This window comes from Leucobacter sp. M11 (assembly GCF_035726885.1).
Lineage (GTDB): Bacteria > Actinomycetota > Actinomycetes > Actinomycetales > Microbacteriaceae > JAPFRB01.
In genome coordinates this window covers 349,105-350,959 of sequence record NZ_JAPFRB010000001.1, presented here as the reverse complement: position 1 = coordinate 350,959, position 1,855 = coordinate 349,105, and the positions used below count along the sequence as shown (strand labels likewise).

Genomic DNA, 1,855 nt, shown 5'->3' with positions numbered 1-1,855 from the left:
ACAACACAAGGAGCACTCATGACCGAGCCAACGCCACGCCACCCCAACGCCGACCCCCGCGCGGCCGCAGCAATTGTTCCGCCGCTCGACGGGCAACTCGTGCCCCGCTACGCGGGCTGGCTGAGCTTCGCCCGGCTGCCCAGGATCGAAGACGTCGCCCGGCACGATATCTCCGTCCTCGGCGTCCCCTTCGACGCCGGAGTGACCTACCGGCCCGGAGCCCGATTCGGCCCGGAGGCCATCCGGCAGGCCTCGCGCCTCCTGAAGCCCTATAACCCCGCCCAGGACACCAATCCCTACGCGGATCTGCAAATCGTCGACGCCGGGGACGTCTCCGCGAATCCCTTCGACATCCCGACCGCCCTCGCCGAGATCCAGCGCGACGTCACCGCCCTCACCCAGGGGAACCGGCCCATCCTGGTCCTCGGCGGAGATCACACCATCGCCCTGCCCGTGCTGCGCGCGCTCGCCGAACAGCACGGACCGGTCGCCCTCGTGCACTTCGACGCACACCTCGACACCTGGGGCACCTACTTCGGAGCAGACACCACCCACGGGACCCCGTTCCGGCGGGCCTCCGAGGAAGGACTCATCGACCACACCCGCTCGGTGCACGTCGGCATCCGGGGCTCCCTGTACTCCCCGGAAGACCTGAGCGACGACGCGGCCCTCGGCTACACGATCATCCACTGCCGCGACTTCGTCCGACAGGGCATCGATCAGATCCTCGACCGGCTCCTCGACCGGGTGGGCGAGGGCCCGGTGTATATCTCCATCGACATCGACGTCCTCGACCCGGCGTTCGCCCCCGGCACCGGGACCCCCGAAGCCGGCGGGATGCAGAGCCGGGAATTGCTGGAGCTCCTCCGCGGCATGAACCACCTGCCGATCGTCGGCGCAGACATCGTGGAGGTGGCCCCGGCCTACGACCACGCCCAGGTGACGGCGGTCGCCGCGGCCAACCTCGGCTCCGAACTCCTCGCCATGTTCGCGAAGACCCGCGCACCCGGCGCGCCGCACCGGCCGTAGCCGGGAACCACGGGGCCCGGAGCGGAACGCGCACCGGGCCCCGCCGAGGACCCGAGCCCCGCACCCGAGAGCGCAGCCCGGGCCCGCGGAAACACCCCGTAAGGAGAGCGTGAGCGCGGGCGTCCCGCCCGTATGGATTCCGTGAGGATCGCCTCGGGGAACCCGAAACGGGCGTGTACTGGGGGAGTGCCGCAGCCGGCACCCGCCCGGGGGACCGGGCGGCTCACCTCCAGAGGGGAAACCCCATGCTCGACCTCGTGACCGTGCTCGGCATCCTCGCCGTGTTCGTCCTCGTCGGACTCGTCGCCCGGGCGGTGGACCGCCGATGATCGTCTTCGACCTCATCGCGGCCGCGCTCGCCGTCGCCGCCGTCGTCTTCCTCGTGTTCGCCCTCGTGCACCCGGAGCGGTTTTGACCCCCGGCTGGGCGGGCGCGCTCCAGGCAGCGACCCTCGCCCTCATCCTGATCGTTGCGCACCGGCCCGTCGGTGACTACCTCGCCCGAACCTTCACGAGCGCGCGCGACTGGCGCATCGAGCGCGGCGTGTACCGCCTCCTCGGCGTGGACCCCACAGCCGAGCAGAGCTGGCAGGCCTACCTGCGCGGCGTGCTCCTGTTCTCCCTCGTCGGGCTCCTGTTCGTCTACGCCCTCCAGCGCGCCCAGGCCGTGCTGCCCGGCGCCCTCGGCCTGCCGGCGGTGCCCCCCGACCTCGCCTTCAACACGGCCGCGTCCTTCCTCGGCAACACCAACTGGCAGTCCTACGCCCCCGAGGCCACGGTCGGCTACCTCGTGCAGCTCACCGGGCTCGCCGTGCAGAACTTCCTGT

Annotated in this window: 4 protein-coding genes; all 4 read left to right on the top strand. The window is 71.3% G+C overall.

All coding sequences use genetic code 11. From position 1 onward, the window contains the following. The first annotated feature begins 18 nt into the window (after positions 1-18). Positions 19-1,029 (top strand): agmatinase, encoded by a 1,011-nt coding sequence (gene speB, locus OOT08_RS01760; RefSeq protein ID WP_325090847.1) that lies wholly within the window; start codon positions 19-21, stop codon positions 1,027-1,029. A gap of 173 nt (positions 1,030-1,202) precedes the next feature. Further along, positions 1,203-1,358 carry a hypothetical protein gene (locus tag OOT08_RS01755; RefSeq protein ID WP_325090846.1) on the top strand — a complete coding sequence of 52 codons (156 nt, stop codon included), beginning with the start codon at positions 1,203-1,205 and terminating at the stop codon, positions 1,356-1,358. Further along, the gene (locus OOT08_RS01750) at positions 1,355-1,444 is read left to right on the top strand and encodes a potassium-transporting ATPase subunit F (protein ID WP_325090845.1); all 90 of its coding nucleotides are present in this window, start codon (positions 1,355-1,357) and stop codon (positions 1,442-1,444) included. The genes OOT08_RS01755 and OOT08_RS01750 overlap by 4 nt, the downstream gene beginning before the upstream one ends. Next, positions 1,441-1,855, top strand: a 415-nt coding sequence (locus OOT08_RS01745) for a potassium-transporting ATPase subunit KdpA (protein ID WP_325090844.1), incomplete at its 3' end; no start/stop codon positions are given. The genes OOT08_RS01750 and OOT08_RS01745, both read left to right, overlap by 4 nt.